The sequence below is a fragment of the Hanamia caeni genome (genome assembly GCF_003721595.1).
Lineage (GTDB): Bacteria > Bacteroidota > Bacteroidia > Chitinophagales > Chitinophagaceae > Ginsengibacter > Ginsengibacter caeni.
The window spans coordinates 154,290-170,970 of sequence record NZ_RJJR01000004.1; the positions used below are offsets into that span (position 1 = coordinate 154,290).

The following is a 16,681-nucleotide window of genomic DNA, read 5'->3' on the forward strand; positions in this document are numbered from 1 at the left end:
CTGCCAGAAATTAAAAATCTAACGCAGGCTATTAAAAAATTAATATTTGAATGATCACAAATGCTGAAAGACGTTTTATGGAACAATGGCGCGACCAAAAAAGTGGCCCGCGTTGGAAATATTACCTGCTATTTACTATGGGCTGGAGTGTTGTTTCTTTTTTAGTTATGTTTTTTTTGCTAAAGCTTTTTACCAACCTGTGGAATACAGGTGGACCAAATTTTATTTACTTATTGATGGGCGCCGCATTGCTGATTGGTTTTTTCTGCACACATTTTATCTATGTAAATAATGAAAAAAAATATCATGCTATCATTCAACGGGAACGAAGCAACAAATCCTAAGATTTTGCCTTCTTTCTTTTTGCCACAATATCTTGTATAATTTTTTGAGCATGCACCCGTGAATTTTCGATAAAAAGCCGGTGCGTATTTAGCCCTCCGCACATTACCCCGGCCAGGTAAATACCTTTTACATTAGTTTCATAATTTTTTTCATTATAATCGGGTTTACAAACATCATCCTCAGAAATTTTAATACCGCTTTGCTGCAAAAATTCCAGGTTGGGCTTATAACCCGTCATGGCCAGCAACCAGTCATTTTCAACGGTAACGGTGCCTTCGGGAGTTTGAATGTCCACTTCGTGTTCCCTTATTTCTTTTATTTCAGAATTAAAGTACGCCTTAATCGACCCTTCTTTTATCCGGTTTTCAATATCTGGTTTCACCCAATATTTTACCCTGTCGCTGATTTTATCGCCTCTTATTACCATCGTAACTATAGCGCCTTTTCGCCAGGTTTCCAGTGCCGCATCAATGGCCGAATTGGCTGCGCCAACCACTAATACTTTTTGAAAAGCATAATAGTGCGGGTCGTCATAATAATGTTTCACTTTTGGAAGCTGTTCACCCTTCACATCCAGCAGGTAGGGAATGTCGTAAAAGCCCATTGCCATCACTATGTTCAGGCTTTTATATTCGCTTTTTGAAGTTTGTATTTTAAAATTTTTACCCGATTTTTTAACGGCAGTCACTTTTTCAAATAAATGGATATTGAGGTCAAACGAAGTGACAATCCTCCTGTAATATTCCAACGCTTCACTGCGGGTGGGTTTGTTATTGTTGCTTACAAAAGGCACTCCGCCAATCTCCAACCGTTCGCTTGTGCTGAAAAAAGTCATGTTTACCGGATAATTGTATAATGAATTTACCAGCACGCCTTTTTCCAATATTACATACTTAAGCCCGGCTTTTTTTGCCCTGATGCCACAGGCCAGCCCAATCGGGCCTCCACCTATTATGACTACATCATAAGGTTCGTTTTCTTTCGATTTCATAGTAAACGAAGTTATTTATTAAAATTTTGTTTTATCAACTGGGCAAAAAAAAAGCCACCGGAAAAGTGGCTTTTAAAATGAAAAAATCTATCCTACCTCATCAAATACATTTTGCCATAGCCTTTGGTGAAAAATTTATCAGTATTGTCATCAGCGTCCTTAAACTTATCCATCGAATGGCCGTTTAAGTTGGTAAGTACCCTGTATAAATACACACCATTCGCCACTGGTTGCCCATACATGTCTGTGCCATCCCATTTAAAATCTGTGATATTTCTGCCGATATGCAGCGGCCCTAATTCATTTTGAGTAATTTCCCTGATTACTTTTCCTGTGATGGTCAGAATTTGAATCCGGATATTCTGTGGCACCTGTGCGCCCGTGATGGTGAAAACAAACGCCGTGGAAGTAGTAAACGGATTCGGATAGTTCATCATGTTAGAAATCATCGGTTTGCTGATCACCCTGAAGTCTATGTGATAATCAATTCTTCCTGCCTCATTTCCAACCACATCCTTTCCAGATACTATTAGCTCATATTCCGCATCCTCGCCGCTTAATTCGGGCGTTAAGTCTATTGTAGCCGTATTTTCCCCGGTAGCCAGGTTTGCGGGTGTAAATCTCATCGTGTTGTTATCAAACCGATAGGCGCGAATGGAGCCATCCGGACTTTGAATTTGAACTTTTAAAAGCGAGGTATCGTTCAGTGCTAAGGATTTATTTTCATCTTTCAGTTTAATTATGATGTGCGGCCGAGCAGACACAATGTCTTTATTCAAAATATGTACGCCATCAAATGTGACATCCATAGTAGGATTGTAATTGTCATATTTTACATAAAAATTCTGGTAAAGGAAATTATTAAACAAATTCAGCTCCGGCTGGTCGTTGTCGGGATTAAAGTTTACAAAGAGGGTGTTTAAGCCGCGGAAATTTTTCGTATCAATGTCATAATTCAATTTGATCGTGTCACCTGCTATCAGCGGCTTTTGAGTGGGTACATTAAGCACATGGGTGACATTGTTGTTATCAATAATATTCAGTTTTACTTTGATGCTGTCAAAAGAATACAGGCTGATATTTTTAAACGCAATACCAAAATGAAGAATCTCTCCCTGCTCAAGCGTATCTTTCGATTTGAAATAAACCTGCGGCGCCAGCGCTCCTTCAGGCGGCGCCTGGTAATTTAAGCGCCAATAGGAAAGTTGATAGGGTGTAAAATTCAAACTGTCAGCATTGCGCATTTTTAATTGGATGTAAGGGTATTTGGAGGCATTCACCGATGAAATATCAACATCCTGCTGCGCTTTATTAACGTTGAAAAGAGTTGTCGAATTACCAAGAGTATCAATACCAATTATTTGAACTGAAGGATTATCACCTTGAGAATTATCAAGGCTTTTGCCTCTCCAGTGCATTTCTTTCCAGGAGGCTGCAGGGCCAAATTTTGGGGAGGTAATAAAGCCGAGTGTATCAGTTGTTACAAAAGGCCTTCTGAAATCAAGCACGTCTGAAATTCCTTTGGTAAATGCAAAGCCTGGACCAAATTCAGGATTGTTCTTTTGGTAAATAAAAGAGAAAGCCCTTGGCCGGTAAAAAGAATCAATCAGCACAAAACCCTGGGATTTTAGTTTGTGATAAAGTGAATTGCCCGATCCCAAAAAGCTGGTATCAGCCTGCCACTTATTTGCAAAAACGTCAGCAGTTGAATCAGGGCCGGTGATATTTCTTACAAACACAAAAAAGTTATCCGGAATTGAATCCATAAATCTCATCGCTGCTACTCTGCCCGAAGAAGTGGAAACATCATAGGCAAAATTTGGTTGCCTTGCGGGGATGCAGGTAGATAAGCTTCCGCTTAACCCCGGTAAATTAAGTGTGTTGCTCCATGCTTTTAAAGTTACATTATTTACGACGTTAAAAATGATGACATTGTTTGTGCCATTCGGGCAAATGCCGGCAGAAAAGGTCACTCCATTGATTCCGGCAATACAATCCGATCCTGCAGAGGACGCAGTGGGAAAAACGCCATTCCTTGATTCCAGGAAATTGTTGACTTTCCCAAAATGCCATAGCCTGGAACTGTCGAGATGAACGTGCTGCGTATCTGAATAAAGCTGTTGGTAATAATGAGACTGGTTAGCGCCACCCGTGCTGTTGGCAAGATAAATAAAGGATGCGCCATTCCAACGATAATCAGAAGCCACGCCGGAAGCCGGTTTAACAGCTACTCTCCAATAGTAAACTGTATTGTCGTTAAAAGACAAACCTGGGTCAAACTCCAGTGCTCCCCCTGGCTGATTCACTGTTTTTGAAATCTTAAAAGGAGAATTAAATAACAAAGTCGTATCTATTTCCATCACATAATCCTTTGCTGTGGCCACTGCATTGGAAGTAGAAGCATATAATTTTTGATTTGCATTAGTTACTATTCCAAAGTCAGCGGGAAAAATCGGCCGGGCCTCATCTTCATAAATAAAAAACTCTTTGGTAACCGAATTATTGGTTTCTGACATCTCATCCACTTTGTTTGTGGCATCTATTGTTACGGTTATTTTATTAAGGCCTTTGTCCCTGGTTGAAATAATAGGTACCGTAATTTCAATGGAATCAGAATAATAAATTGCTTTAATTTTTTTCTTTAAAATACTTTCACTATTGCCATTTGGATAAGTCCTTTTTACTTCAAAAACAATAGAATCATCAATTGCTCTTCCAATATTAAATGCCCTTGCCTTTAAAGTGAAATTACTTTCAGATACTGAAATAAACTGCGGATTTAGGATGATGTTTTGGTCCTCAACCACATAATCCGGTTTAGGCTGCGGATTGATGATGATAGAAGGATCGCCATGCAATGCCATTTCTTCCAGATGCATCCTGGTGAAAAAATCAAGGGAAGGATTATTGCCGCCAAGTTTTTCAATGGTATTCCGGATATCATCGCCAACGGGTTTCCCATAATTTGTACCGCTTAACTGGTGAAACATTTGAATGTTGTAATTGTTTAAATACGGCGGGATACCAAGATGTGAACTCGCCAAAAAACCAATACTGCCGCGTTGTTTGGACAATACAAAATTTTCAGAGATAGATTTTGAATTATTGATAATCCGAAGAGAATCGTAGATGTAATTATTTCCCGCGGTACAGCCGCTTACAAAAAAGAATGGATACCTGCCTTCATTATCATACTCTGAAGGATCGCTTAAATTAAATTCAAGAATGTTAGAAGAAGAATGCCCAAAATAGTTCACCATACTTATGCCGCTTTTAAATAAATCGCTGATGCGCTGGCTGGCTATTAATTGTACGGCGGCGCTCGATGATTTTGAAAAAGTCTCTACGTTTGCTCCATAAAGTGTATCCTCAATAATATCTTTATAGAGGTTCATGTAGTAGCCAAATAGATCATTATCTGAGCTATCCTTGCCTCCGACGATATTAATCACCTTTTTCATCCATAACTTGTCAGCAAGAGACTGGTTTGTTGACTTATAGGCCTGCTCATACGTCTTTACCTTTTCAAGATAATTTGCAACTTCATCACCGGTAATTGCTGAGAGTCGTCCGACGCCAACAGAAGGAACTATGCTTCCATACGGTGACACTAATAGTACATCTGAAGCCGGAGCGCCAAATGTGGGCACAAGATTTAGCCTGTCGGCATATTGGCTGCTTTGTTTGACTGTGTACTGATCATATTCAATTCCTTTGCCTATCAGAAAAACATATTTTGGCTTAATTGAAAAAGTGTTAGTAGCATATTGTATAAAATCTTTAATAGAAGACGGGTGTTTTTTAACTCCATAGCCAAATTGGTCTTCTAACTGGTTAATGTCAATGATTTTAGTATTATAGCCACCGCCCTGCGACGAATGCCTGTATTGACTATACAAATCCACATAGTTGCTTCCTGACGAGCTTGTAAACAAAATCGGATTTGTGATAATAAGATAATCCCCCTGGTTAGCCGATGCAGTATAATTTACAAATTCGCGTTTTTCAGGTTTTGAAATGTTGGTAATTGCAGAAGGGTCTTCGCTTACCAACACAAATTTTCTCACCGTATCTGCTGAGGGCGGCAAAGCGAATTTTACTTTTCCCGGCGTGGTTATATCGCCTGTGTATCTTTTGTTGGCAGTAAAATCAAGCAAAACAGGCGCTGCAGAGCCATATTTAAACTGGTCGATAACCAAATAATTTCCCTTTTCGGTTGCGGGTAATTCAAAATAAAAATTAGTTTGATTATTGAATATCCATTTGCTTGGATACGTTACTTCATCAAAAGCCACCACCATTCTATCCGTGGTAACGGTGGAAGTGTTTTCAAAAAATACCTGGATGTTATTTAGGTCGGTTAAATAACTCATCGGCAGGTTTTTCAATTCTTTCTTTATGTAGGTGAAATAAGGCATGTGTTGCTCGTCCACAACTGTATTAAAAATTTTTACTCTTACATTTCTGTCATTGACTGCGCTGCCTACTGCCGCGAATTTTAAAGAAAAACCCGGCCCAGCGGTATAAATATTATTGTTATTGAAGCTGGCCTGAAGACGGCGTGAAGGATAAATATCAGCGCTTGTCCAGCCTTCTCCAATATCATACGAAGACGAGTACACATAGCTGCCCACAACAGAAGCATAGCCGGGATTTAATTGTGATTTGAAATAATTAGCCTTTTTATTCATAAAATAAGGCTCAGGAGCTAACGTGTTTGAGGAAACCGGATTAGGCACGTCAGAAAATCTTGCATTATTTCCTTGTTCACTGGTGGTTAAAAAGTAGGAAGCGGTATCTGTTTGCAGGCTCGTTTGATCACATAATTGAAAATCTGCAACGCGGTATAATTTGGTATCGGGTTTGCCGTCATTCATAACTCCCCAAAACTCAATATATCCGCCTTCTGCAAGCGGGCCATTGGATGAAGTGGTATAAATAGTTACCTGCTTCCCATTGCGCCAAAGTTGGAATTGTTCAGCGGGGGTGTTTCCTAATCCGATTGAATTAAGTGTGGCCTGGCTAATATGATACAACCCATTGGCGCCTACTTTAAATTTGTAATAGGTTTTACTATAGTCGATCCAACTGTTGGAAAAGGTTTGAGCATTCGCTATTCCTGTGATTGATACAAAAATTATGATGAGAAACTTTTTCATACTTTGATTTAATTGCCGTTAGTTTTCTTTTTTTCCCAAATCAATTTTTAAAGAAAATATATGAGTATACAGCGGATTGGATTGGTTTGCCAGGTTAGTAAATGCATAATCAATCTGGATATTATTGATTTTGAAACCCGCACCAAGACTTGGCTGAAATATCCATACTTTTTTTTGGTTGGTGGTATCTCCATCCGCCAGTGCCTGCTGAAAGTTGGAAATACCCGCCCTTACAAAAAATACATTTTTTATGGAAGCTTCCACTCCGGCGTGGGGGTCTATATTCAGTCCGTTGGTGCTGATTAAATTGTTTCGTCTGCCATCAAATGTGAAGTCTAAGTCGGCTTCGGCTAATAAGTCAACTGATGAACCTAATCGGAAATTATAAGAATTGCCGATGGTTAAGCGCGGGGCGGTAAGTTCAGTCGATTTTACAGGAATATCATTATCGGTCAGGTATAAAACTTCCTTTTCTTTTTCATTAAAATGAAAAGACCACGCATTAAACGTGGTGGTAATGTCTTTGGCTACAATGCCAAGCGACCATCTGTCTTTTTGCATTTTAAAACCCGCATCAAGACCAAATCCCCACGCATTGGCAAAATGGCCCACTTTTCTGTAAATCACTTTTGCGTTAGCGCCAAAACTCATTTTCAAATCGTCATCATCCCTGATTTTTTGTGCATAGGAAAAAAGAAATGCATAGTCTGCTGAAGAAAATGTGGTGATGTTGCCATAATTAATGCTTCCATCGGGTTCTACAAGAAACAGTGTATTCGGAATATCGTCTACTGCAAAACGAAGCAACGAAAAACCGATTACTCTTTTATTATCCACTTCAGGAATAGCAACACTTGCATAATCGTATTTACCTATGTTGTCAAAATAGCTGGCGTGCATCAGGTTGATATTCGGCATATCCTGAACGCTTACAAGTCCGGCAGGGTTCCAGTAGCCGGCGGTTCCATCGTTTACTGACGCAGCCTGTGCCCCACCCATGCCAAGCCCTCTGGCGCCTGCGCCGATATTTAAAAATTCATTGGAATATTTCCGGAATTGGGTAAATCCCAAACAAGGAAGCAGTACAAGCAACAGTATGGATACTAAGGTTGGAATTCTCATTGGGAATGGTAAGGTATTTATTTTAAGTGCAAATTTGGGCAAAAATTAAACGGACATCACTATCCTAATATTGCATAGTCTGGTTTCTACGGATAAAATTAAGTAAAACTATCCCATTCTTTCTTCTTAAAAATTAAAATGCAAAAATTAAGGCTTCCGCCATAAGGTTTTTTATTTTTGCACTCCTTTTTATATAAAGTATGAAAAATTTAATTGAAGAATTGAGATGGCGAGGCCTTATCCAGGACATTATTCCGGGAACTGAAGAGAAATTAACTAAAGAGCCGGTTACTGCGTATGTTGGTTTTGATCCTACAGCAGACAGCCTTCATATAGGAAGCCTTATACCTATTGTGGTATTGGTGCATTTGCAAAAATTCGGACATAAGCCTATAGCACTCGTGGGTGGCGCCACCGGCATGGTCGGCGATCCGTCAGGCAAAAGTGAAGAGCGTAATTTATTAAGCAAAGAAGTGCTTGATAAGAATGTGGCGGCAGTCAAGCAACAATTATCGCATTTTCTTAATTTCAACTCGGATGTGCCTAATGCAGCGGAATTGGTAAATAATTTCGACTGGTTCCAGGACATCACTTTTTTGGATTTCATCCGCGATGCGGGAAAATTTATTTCCGTTAATTATATGATGGCGAAAGATAGCGTAAAGAAGCGGCTTGAGGGGGATAATGGAATGAGCTTTACCGAATTTACCTATCAGTTAATTCAGGGTTATGATTTTTACTGGCTTTATCAGCATAAAAACTGCAAGCTTCAGTTTGGCGGAAGTGATCAGTGGGGAAATATCACTACCGGCACCGAATTTATTCGCAGAAAGGCAGGTGGCGAAGCGTTTGCATTTACCTGCCCTTTGCTGACCAAATCCGATGGCAGCAAATTTGGCAAATCAGAAAAAGGAAATATCTGGCTTGATGCCTCTAAAACTTCGCCTTACACCTTTTACCAGTTTTGGTTGAATACCGCCGATGCTGACGCAGAACGGTTTTTAAAAGTGTTTACCTTCCTGACGGAAAAGGAAATTTCAGAACTCGCAGCGCAACATAAAGGCAATGAACACCAGCGTATATTGCAGAAAAAGCTGGCCGAAGAGTTGACTTGTTTTGTTCATTCGCGCCAGGATTATGAATTTGCCGTAAAAGCTTCTTCTATCTTATTTAATAACGACACTGCTGAAATTTTAAAACAGCTCAATGAGGAACAGTTGCTTCAGGTGATGGAAGGAGTGCCTACAGTAGAATTGGAAAAATCAAGATTGCAAGAAATTGATTTGGTTACGCTTTTAGCGGAAACAAAAATATTGCCGAGCAAAGGCGAAGCAAAAAAAATGCTTGCCGGTGGGGGCATTTTTGTCAATAAAGAAAAGGTAGAAGCTATAGATGAAAAATTAAATGCAGGCCGCCTTCTGAACAATAAATACTTGCTGATTCAAAAAGGGAAGAAAAATTATTATTTATTAAAGGTGGTTTGATTTAGCAATTAAATGCTACCCAATTTCTTGTTTCTTCATCACGCCTGACTTTCAGCTCTGTTAGAGCGTTGGCTCATCATGCTGTTTTTGCTTACGCGCCTAAAGCGTGCTTCGCAAAATCCAAACATTTTTTTACCTCTTTCACCGCATCTGAACCCTCAGGAATTTTATATTCCAGTTCGATGCTGGCCGGAATTTTATATTTTTTTTCTTTAAGCAGGTTGAGGATTTCTTTAATTGGGGTATCGCCTTCTCCCCAGGGCAAGTTGTCGCCGCCGTTCTCTTTGGTTTTTCTATCCTTAATATGCAAAGAAGTGATTCTGTCGTGCCGTGATTTAATCAATTCCAGTAAAGATTCTTTTGTATTATTTCCGCCTGCAGCAATATAATGGCCGCAATCAAGATTCATTGAGTTGTAGGGAGATTGGCTCAAAGCTGTATCCCATGCGGTATCAGTTGCCTGTGTGTGAGCATGGTAACCGATATAAATTTTGTGTTTGGCTGCCAGCTTTCCCAATCGCTCTGATTGTGCGGGATCCCTGGGAAGCTCCACGGTAACAGCATTGGCGCCAAGTGCCTTGGCTGCTCTCAGGGCGTATTCAATTTCTGCATCTGAATTTTTTGTGCCCAAAGCGTCCGGTTTAAAAGCATAAATGCTTACTCCGGCCTTTTTATACATTTTTTTTATCTCTTCAAATTTATCCATTGGAACAGTAGCGCGCCATGCGGCCACTTTATCTTTGTCTGCAGGCTTGCCGGCATATTGCTCTACGGAATCTCCCATTAGTTCGATAGCGCTGATGCCGCTGTCTACAATGTATTTTAAAAGTTGATTTACATCATGAGGCATACTTCGGTACGAATAGGTAATTACGCCTATTTGAACCCCAAAGAATTTTGAATCAGGATTTTTTAAAAAATTAAAAGATTGAGCCCACGACGCAGGACGTGCCAAAAGCATTCCTAATGCAGCCACAGAACTTTTTTGTAAAAAAGAACGGCGCGAGCGATTGTAACCGGATTCAAAATTATTATGCATGGTAATGAAGATTTTTAAATGATTGAATTTTATAAGACAAATATATTTGTTTTTATTGCTACCGGATTTTTCATCTTTCTATGTTTGCGGAGGGATTTCAATTATTAACTAACAATAAAGCCGGAAGAAAGAATCCGTTTTTTTGAAAATTTAATATTTAAATATTTGCCCGTTTACTGTAAAAAATCTAAACCTCTGTCTTTGAAATTTTATTGAATAAGGTTACTTTTGCACTCCTTTGTCCCATAGTATAAAGGTAGTACAACAGATTTTGATTCTGTCTGTCGAGGTTCGAATCCTCGTGGGACAACCGAAAGCCTTTTAAACAGCGTGTTTGAAAGGCTTTTTTTTAGATTTTTTGCAATTGTCAGGTTGCTCTTACCATCAGAAAGCTCTAAAAAACGGCCTTCTTACGAATGGGGGTGGAGAAAATGGCAATGGCATTGAAGAAAGTATCATTAACAATCCAATAGAATACCAGATCGCCATCGTTTTATATTTTTCCCTGGAAGTCTTTTTGCGCCTGGATTTTATTGAACCAATTGTGATAACCACTATTGCTGCTACCATCACCACCGCATGCTCCATGCCGAAGAAACGAACTTCCCTTTCGGGTAATGCCGTTCTGAAATGATGAAGAAAATAACGAACCAGTGGACTTATGGAATACAATGTGATCCCGATTACCAACTGAATTTGCGCGATAATTGCAGCCCATTTTCTCACCCCGTTATCAAACGGGGAAAACGGATAATTTCCGAACCAACCTTTGAAACCCCTGTATACACCAAAGAGCAGGCTAATTAACACGAGCCACCGAACCAGAGAATGAAGAGCTAAAGCTTCAGGATACATTCAATTACTATTAAAATAATTTTTGCAAAAATAGCTTTCTTAGCGCTTCCAGCCCTTGGCGGTTAAATGATAAGAAGTTGCATTGCGTATTTATTAAAAAAAAATCGCGGGATCACCCGGTTTTTTTTAAGAAAAAATAGAAAACAATTTCTAAATCCGTTAATTTTGCCAGTAATTCACGGTCTGGCAAATTTCCGGATATTGTGTTCGTGCAAATTTGAATTTCGGCCCTGAATTCTTTCTCATAAAACCTATCTACAACGCTGTTCTTGCTAATATTTCATCCCGGATATTTTGGGTAATACCTTTTTATTTAGAAATTTTCACAATAAAATATAATAATATGAAACATTTTAGAATGAATGGTTTTAATCGGAAAATTCCGATGTTAGTGGTTGTAGCTGCGGTTTTTATTATGTTCGCAGGTTGCAGCAAAGGACATGATGTGCCAAAGCTTGAAATACAAACCGTGGCCACGGGCCTTGCCGGGCCAATGGGCGTTGATGTGGATCACCGCGGAAATATATGGGTATCAGAAAGTGGCTCATTCCGTACACCGCCAGATCCTAAATTGGGAACCCATAACGACAATGGGAAAGTTGTGGTAATAACTAAAAGTGGCAAACAGTATGATGCAATCGTAAATCTGGAAACCTATCAAAATGTTCACTCACATCAATTACAGGGTACAGTACACATTTTATTGGATGGAAATACACTATACGTTTTATCAGGCGACCACTTATATATGGCGAATGTTTCGCACTGGAACCCTGGCGATAAACCCATGGACGCCACGAGTCTTCCATCCGAAAATGTTGCTGCTGTGATCTCAGCGATTCCTTCCCCAAACAATCCGGAAAATGATTCGCATCCATATAATCTCACCAAAGGCCCCGATGGGGACCTCTATATCAGCGATGCGGGGGCTAATGCTATTGTACATCGCAAAGGGCCAAACAATTACTCAATTCTTGCCGAAATTCCTGCAATTCCAAACCCGTTATTTAATGGAGGGGCAGGTATAGGAGGCCCGTTTGTTCAGCCTGTGCCTACTTCCATCAAGTTTGACGGCAAAGATTTTTTGGTAACTACTTTAACCGGTTTCCCTTTTCCTTCCGGGCAGGCGATTGTTTACCGGGTGTCAATGTCAGGGCAGGTATCGGTTTATCAAAAAGGTTTCACAATGCTTGTTGACCAGGCAGAAGGCCATTTTTCAACACATATAGTGGTTCAGTTTGCCTCCTCATTCAGTCTTGCTACGGAGTATGCTCCAAATTCCGGCGCTTTAATTTGGGTAAACGGAACTGATTCCGAAGTGCTTGCTCAAGGCCTGAACCAACCCGTTGGGATCAAACAGGTGGATTCTTATACATGGTATGTTACCTCTCTTGGAGACGGCTCTGTTTTAAAAGTAACTTATTATTAAAATAACAAGGCTTGCAAAAAGAAAAAGCAGGTTGTAGAAATGCGGCCTGCTTTTGTTTTCTAAAATATAAAAATGCTGAATTTTTTATTCAGCGGGATTAAATTTTTTATTAAGTGCCTCACAGGCTTCTTTGCAAATGCCCCCCGTTACCGTTGGCTTTTTACCCCATTTAGGAACTTTTTCTGTAGCCAGTATGTTGAATGAAGAAGTATAGCCTCCTGTGTATTTAACAGAAACTCCAAAAATAATTTCGGGAATATGATGATGACGAATTACATACGAACACATCATACACGGCTCATGCGTGGTATATAATTTTGCTTTTAATAAATCTTTTCTAAATCCATTGGTAATAGCATTCCTGATGGCGATAATCTCCGCGTGGTTGGTGATATCACCTGAACTTTTCCCTGATTCCACTCCTTCTCCTAATATTGTTGCGCCAAGAACCAGGATAGCGCCAACAGGAGGGTCCCCATTTTTCAGCGCTTCTTCAGCTAACTGGAGGCAGTGTTTCATATATTTTTCATCGTCTTCCATAGCCATTATTTTATTGGTATAAAATTAGAATTCTTTTTTATTGTGGCTTATTATTTCCTGGTTTTAAATTTTCCTTACCCCGCATAATTATTCGTATATCCATCACCGTTATGCTGCTGTGAAAATAAAAATCTTTAAAATTTATTGCTCTACTGTAGTCTGTAAAAAATTCAATTGGCTGTAATTCAAACTAAAAAAGTCTTACTGATTAGTTTACATTAAACTTCAAAAACATTTATAAGTCATATCTGCAACAATCACCATTAAAACGTAAAGTTATGAAACACATATTTACATTTACAAGAGCTGAAGTTGCAGGACTGGCTTTTATTTCAAGCGCTGCCATTGCTTCTTTTGTTTTCTCAATAACTCATTTTATGTAGGCGATAATGCGAAAAGCCATCTTAGTTTTTTCTTTAAGCAACATTGATAATCAAAATGTCAAATGTTGCTTTTTTATTACAGCAATTTTCTGCATTGCTTGCGCGGGCAAATATTTATCATAGCTTTATACTATCCGTTCAAAAATAAATTTTATGAAAATGAAATTTTTAATGTTGCTTTTATTTGGATTCGGCTCATTAGCAGCAAGCGCCCAACAAATCCAGGAAAATGAAAAGCAGTTTGCCGTCTCAAATCCGGATTCGGTGTTCACAGGTACGATTATTATTGATAAGGAAAACCGCACCAAAATATTTTTAACCGGTTTTCAACAAACCGTTGATTCCGCCGGATTTTTTATTACCACTTATACCTTTGGCTCCAAAAATTACCGGCCAGCCTTTGATATTAATATCCGCATGAAATTTGACAATCCTCTTATTCCCGACGGACCCATTGGTTTTCAATATGGCTCTGTTGGTGTAGGAAGATATTCCGGTGCTGGAGCATTACAAAATAATAATTCATTTTTATACTTGCGGGGCCAGATGACCGCGCAAGGCCGTCATTTTTATATTAAAGTAAAAAGCAGCCAAAAAATTAATGCCACTATTGCCGGCGTTGATGGACAGGCAAATTTTTAAGATAATTCAAATCAGCTACTATTGATGTGGATTTTGAATCAGATGGTCAGGGTTTGGAATGAAATTAAGGAAGGCGTGAAAATTGGTGATGTAATTTTTTTTGTTCAGTTTGTAATAAAAGGCTCCTTTTTTTGAAGATGATTTATCCTTGTCTTTTTGTTTAACTAAAAGCCCGGTAGAAAGCACTTTGCGGCTAAAATTCCTTTTGTCAAATGTGGCCGCATATACGTCTTCGTACAAATCATGCAATTGCGGCATCGTAAATTTTTCAGGCAGCAATTCAAATAATATAGGGTGAAGAGAAGCCTTATATCGTAAATTGGTTCGGGCAAGCTTCACCATTTGTGTATGGTCAAAAATAAGGTTGGGTGCATTATTGAAAGAAAACCACCCTGCATTATATTGAGTACTTATCTGGCGCTGGTATTTATGAATATCAATAAGCGCAAAATAGGTCACACTAAAAGTCCGTTCAATCGGGTCGCGGTCAGGGTGGCCGAATGTTTGCAGTTGCTCCAGGTACACCCCATACAATCCTGTTAGCTGGTGAAGTATTCTTTTGGCCGCTTCGTCCAGGCTTTCGGTGGATTGAACGAAACCACCCATCAGGCTCCATTCACCTCTTTTGGGCTGGAAGCCTCTTTTTATCAGTAAAAGTTTCAGGTGCTCCCCGTCAAAGCCGAAAATAATTACATCCACAGCTACCAGGTAATGTTTTTGTCCCGGGTAATGAGTCATATTTTATTTTTAATGAAATAAAAAATTATAATTGTCAAATTTATAGAATCTAAAAGGATGATTTTAAATAAGTCATAAAATTTATAGAACGCCGGCCTATTTCTTAATTGATAATTTTATTTTCTCGGCTAATTCTTCAAGCAAAGGCGCCTGGCCTGCTAAAATTTTCTTTCTTGCCTCTTCAAACGAAAACCATTCTCCTTTATCCACCTCGGCAAAGGATTGGATTTTTCCGGATTTGGGAGGCCATTCCATGTCAAACGAATTGCTCTTTATTTTATCAAAATTAAAATCAGTTTCAGCCGCCCAGGCAATCACTTTTTTGCCAGGATTTTGCATCACCTCTTTTAATTGTATAAAATTTTCTGGCGGAATGGTAATTTCAATTCCGGTTTCTTCTGCTATCTCACGCTTTGCAGCCACAAAAGGATTTTCTTCTTTTTCAATTTCACCTTTAGGTATCGACCACGCACCGGTATCCTTTTTTTGCCAAAACGGCCCGCCCGGATGTACTAAAAAATATTCAGGGATATTATTTTTTATCCTGTAAAAAAGAAAGCCTGCACTCAGTTTCATCTTAAAAATTGTGCTTTAATAGTAAACGAATAAATAGCGTGGATTTTTATATTGCTACCACGTCGGCCTTGAAATTTTTTATAAAAATAATTGCTCGCGGAAAAAATCACTTCAAATTTAATCCAATTGAATTTTTTATTGAAAAACACTCAAGGCCTTTCAAGTACTTTTGTTTAAAAATCAAATGCTCCATTTCCCTATTTATCTTGATAATAATGCTACTACGCCGGTGGATGAGCGGGTGCTGGAAAAAATGATTCCATTTTTTACGCGATATTTTGGAAATGCTGCCAGCCACAGCCATGTGTTTGGATGGCAAGCCGAAGAGGCGGTTAAGATTGCAAGAGAGCAGGTGGCCGGATTAATAAATGCCGAGCCTTCGGAAATAATTTTCACGTCAGGTGCAACAGAGTCTGACAACCTGGTGTTAAAAGGTATCTACGAGATGCATGCCGCAAAAGGAAATCATATCATCACGGCAAAAACCGAGCACAAGGCCGTTCTTGATACCTGTAAGCATTTGGAAAAACTTGGCGCGGAAGTTACTTACCTTGATGTAAATAGTGAAGGACTGATTGATACAAATGAATTAGAAAAAAATATAAGACCTGAAACTATTTTAATTGCTATTATGTATGCTAATAATGAAACCGGGGTGATACAGCCCGTCGGGGATATCAGCGCTGTCGCAAAAGAAAATAGAATTCTCTTTTTCAGTGATGCAACCCAGGCTGTAGGTAAAATTCCGGTTGATGTTATTAAAGATAATATTGATGTGATGGCTTTTTCTGCCCATAAAATGTATGGCCCAAAAGGAGTTGGCGCTTTGTATGTACGGAGAAAAAATCCAAAAGTGCGAATGGTGGCTCAGATAGATGGCGGAGGTCATGAAAGGGGCATGCGTAGCGGAACCTTAAATGTGCCGGGAATTGCAGGTTTAGGAATGGCTTGCGAGCTATGCAAAGTGGGCATGAAAGCCGAGACTCAAAGAATTTCGGATTTGCGCGACAAGCTAGAGCAAGAGCTATTAAATATTAAGGGAACATCTGTAAATGGAAGCAGGTTACACAGATTACCAAATACTACCAATCTTAGTTTTGAAAACACGGATAATGCCGCCATCATGAAAAAATTCAGCCACCAGATAGCATTAAGCTCAGGTTCTGCTTGTACATCCGCCTCGACAAGTCCATCTTTTGTTTTAAAAGCAATGGGATTAACCGATGAAGCCGCCTTTTCTAGCTTACGGTTTGCGTTAGGAAGATTTACTACTGAAGAAGAGATTGATTTCACCATTCAGCAATTTCAACAGTTGACCGTTGGTGGTTGTTAAATGTAGCGCTGATTGTAGAAATTTGGCAAAGGGATGCGTATTTTT

At 39.3% G+C, this 16,681-nt stretch carries 13 protein-coding genes and 1 tRNA gene; 6 read left to right on the plus strand and 8 right to left on the minus strand.

Going from position 1 to position 16,681, the window contains the following annotated elements; translation table 11 throughout:
• The first annotated feature begins 50 nt into the window (after positions 1-50).
• Positions 51-344, plus strand: a complete 294-nt coding sequence (locus EFY79_RS06680) for a hypothetical protein (protein WP_148041867.1) — start codon at positions 51-53, stop codon at positions 342-344.
• Here EFY79_RS06680 and EFY79_RS06685 read toward each other — a convergent pair.
• From EFY79_RS06685 to EFY79_RS06695, 3 genes are all read right to left on the minus strand, one after another.
• Positions 341-1,336 (minus strand): YpdA family putative bacillithiol disulfide reductase, encoded by a 996-nt coding sequence (locus EFY79_RS06685; protein WP_123119906.1) that lies wholly within the window; start codon positions 1,334-1,336, stop codon positions 341-343. The two genes, EFY79_RS06680 and EFY79_RS06685, sit on opposite strands and share 4 nt — an antisense overlap.
• Positions 1,337-1,428: 92 nt before the next feature.
• Positions 1,429-6,495: a putative type IX secretion system sortase PorU2 gene (porU2, locus tag EFY79_RS06690; protein WP_123119907.1), complete on the minus strand. Its 5,067-nt coding sequence runs from the start codon at positions 6,493-6,495 to the stop codon at positions 1,429-1,431.
• A gap of 18 nt (positions 6,496-6,513) precedes the next feature.
• Positions 6,514-7,617, minus strand: coding sequence for a putative type IX sorting system protein PorV2 (locus EFY79_RS06695; RefSeq protein ID WP_123119908.1), 1,104 nt, complete (start codon positions 7,615-7,617; stop codon positions 6,514-6,516).
• Positions 7,618-7,817: 200 nt separating this feature from the next.
• On the opposite strand from EFY79_RS06695, the gene tyrS reads away from it, so the two are divergent.
• Positions 7,818-9,101: a tyrosine--tRNA ligase gene (tyrS, locus tag EFY79_RS06700; protein WP_123119909.1), complete on the plus strand. Its 1,284-nt coding sequence runs from the start codon at positions 7,818-7,820 to the stop codon at positions 9,099-9,101.
• Between the two features lie 91 nt (positions 9,102-9,192).
• Here tyrS and EFY79_RS06705 read toward each other — a convergent pair whose 3' ends face one another.
• Positions 9,193-10,140, minus strand: coding sequence for a sugar phosphate isomerase/epimerase family protein (locus tag EFY79_RS06705; RefSeq protein ID WP_123119910.1), 948 nt, complete (start codon positions 10,138-10,140; stop codon positions 9,193-9,195).
• A gap of 239 nt (positions 10,141-10,379) precedes the next feature.
• Between EFY79_RS06705 and EFY79_RS06710 the strand changes: the two genes are divergently transcribed.
• A tRNA-Gln gene (locus EFY79_RS06710) sits at positions 10,380-10,450 on the plus strand.
• 74 nt (positions 10,451-10,524) lie between these two features.
• Here the strand turns inward: EFY79_RS06710 and EFY79_RS06715 are convergent.
• Positions 10,525-10,995 (minus strand): hypothetical protein, encoded by a 471-nt coding sequence (locus EFY79_RS06715; RefSeq protein WP_123119911.1) that lies wholly within the window; start codon positions 10,993-10,995, stop codon positions 10,525-10,527.
• Between the two features lie 343 nt (positions 10,996-11,338).
• Here EFY79_RS06715 and EFY79_RS06720 point away from each other — a divergent pair, with 343 nt between their 5' ends.
• Positions 11,339-12,424 (plus strand): ScyD/ScyE family protein, encoded by a 1,086-nt coding sequence (locus EFY79_RS06720; protein ID WP_148041868.1) that lies wholly within the window; start codon positions 11,339-11,341, stop codon positions 12,422-12,424.
• An 84-nt stretch (positions 12,425-12,508) separates the two neighbouring features.
• Here EFY79_RS06720 and EFY79_RS06725 read toward each other — a convergent pair whose 3' ends face one another.
• Positions 12,509-12,964 carry a nucleoside deaminase gene (locus EFY79_RS06725; protein ID WP_158605167.1) on the minus strand — a complete coding sequence of 152 codons (456 nt, stop codon included), beginning with the start codon at positions 12,962-12,964 and terminating at the stop codon, positions 12,509-12,511.
• Between the two features lie 542 nt (positions 12,965-13,506).
• Between EFY79_RS06725 and EFY79_RS06730 the strand changes: the two genes are divergently transcribed.
• Positions 13,507-13,989, plus strand: coding sequence for a hypothetical protein (locus tag EFY79_RS06730; RefSeq protein WP_148041869.1), 483 nt, complete (start codon positions 13,507-13,509; stop codon positions 13,987-13,989).
• An 18-nt stretch (positions 13,990-14,007) separates the two neighbouring features.
• Here the strand turns inward: EFY79_RS06730 and EFY79_RS06735 are convergent, their stop codons facing one another.
• Both EFY79_RS06735 and EFY79_RS06740 read right to left on the minus strand, forming a co-directional pair.
• Positions 14,008-14,727 (minus strand): NUDIX hydrolase, encoded by a 720-nt coding sequence (locus EFY79_RS06735; protein ID WP_123119915.1) that lies wholly within the window; start codon positions 14,725-14,727, stop codon positions 14,008-14,010.
• 96 nt (positions 14,728-14,823) lie between these two features.
• Complete coding sequence (locus EFY79_RS06740; RefSeq protein WP_123119916.1) at positions 14,824-15,303, minus strand: NUDIX domain-containing protein; 480 nt, start codon at positions 15,301-15,303, stop codon at positions 14,824-14,826.
• A 184-nt stretch (positions 15,304-15,487) separates the two neighbouring features.
• Here EFY79_RS06740 and EFY79_RS06745 point away from each other — a divergent pair, with 184 nt between their 5' ends.
• Positions 15,488-16,636: a cysteine desulfurase family protein gene (locus EFY79_RS06745; RefSeq protein ID WP_123120059.1), complete on the plus strand. Its 1,149-nt coding sequence runs from the start codon at positions 15,488-15,490 to the stop codon at positions 16,634-16,636.
• The last annotated feature ends 45 nt before the right edge of the window (positions 16,637-16,681 follow it).